Source organism: Compostibacillus humi (assembly GCF_014637175.1).
In the GTDB taxonomy this organism is placed as follows: Bacteria; Bacillota; Bacilli; order Bacillales; family Amphibacillaceae; genus Oceanobacillus; species Oceanobacillus humi.
In genome coordinates this window covers 1-1,129 of sequence record NZ_BMEV01000148.1, presented here as the reverse complement: position 1 = coordinate 1,129, position 1,129 = coordinate 1, and the positions used below count along the sequence as shown (strand labels likewise).

Here is a 1,129-nt window from a genome sequence, read left to right as displayed (position 1 = left end):
GCAAACTAGCTAAGAGCTTTAGATAATACCCTGGCGTTTTTTTGGTTCTTGGTTTGTAGAACCGAACAAAAAACGCCAGGCACCAAGCGATGGTAATCGCGCGGTAGCCTAAGTAAGCGTACAAAAATAGAGTGCCGGAAATACTGGTGTGAGAAGGTTACCGAGAAAAGCTTGACACAAACAATTTCTCTATTACATTTGCACAAATAATGCACATTTGAGTATTATAATACGTTTTATAGATTTTGTTATAATGTAGAAAATCGTTTAACATAGTAATTGATAATAGCATTTAACTAATTAGATGAAAGAGGAGTCGAATAATATGAAAAAAGGATTATTGGCAGTAATTGGATTATTACTTATTTTAATAGTTGCTGCTTGTAGCGAAAGTGAAAGTACATCAAACGAAAACGAACCACAAGATATCAAGAAAGTGGTCCAAGAATACAGCATCGGGGATACTGATGATGTGTCTGCTTCTATTACTTCTGACGAGCTTATTGTAACTGATACTGATAATAAAGAGACTACCTACAATCTTCCCGAAGACGAGTTCTTTGTTTCCATCGCACCATTTGTTGAGACAACACACCCTTGTACTAATCATAGCTTAACTGGTTGCCAAGGAGAATTAGTAGAAAAGGAATTTGATGTTTATATTGAAGACGAAGAAGGCAATGTTGTTGTTGATGAAACCATGACTTCATTAAAAAATGGATTTATTGATTTTTGGTTACCACGTGACAAAACATATAACGTGAAGATTCAATATGATGGAAAAACAGCTGAATCTGAGATTTCTACATTTGAAGGGGACAATACTTGCATAACAACAATGCAGTTAATTTAGTCTGGTTCCTCACAAATCCTTTTAACACAAAATATAATCATTTAAAGCAAATAGGAAAATGGATATAAACTTTTATAATAATATTTCTAACAGAACCGAGTCTTATCAAAGATAAGCCACTCGGTTCTGTTTTCTTAATTTACTATTTAATGTCTAATTAAATAGTCTCATCATTATTGTTTGTGATTTGGAAACAATTCCGACAATTAGTTAGCCCTATTTTGATGCGCTCATACCCCCTCCTTCTTAAACTTGTCGACCGGTAAGTTGATAGAA

At 34.0% G+C, this 1,129-nt stretch carries 1 protein-coding gene; it reads left to right on the top strand.

The features are described from left to right. Positions 1 to 325: 325 nt before the first annotated feature. On the top strand, positions 326 to 853 hold the full coding sequence (locus IEV18_RS16980; protein WP_188393516.1) for a CueP family metal-binding protein: 528 nt from the start codon (positions 326 to 328) through the stop codon (positions 851 to 853). Positions 854 to 1,129: the final 276 nt, after the last annotated feature.

Bases quoted from the DNA above. Each gene is read 5' to 3' on its own strand.
- IEV18_RS16980 (WP_188393516.1), top strand. From the start codon at position 326: ATGAAAAAAGGATTATTGGCAGTAATTGGATTATTACTTATTTTAATA.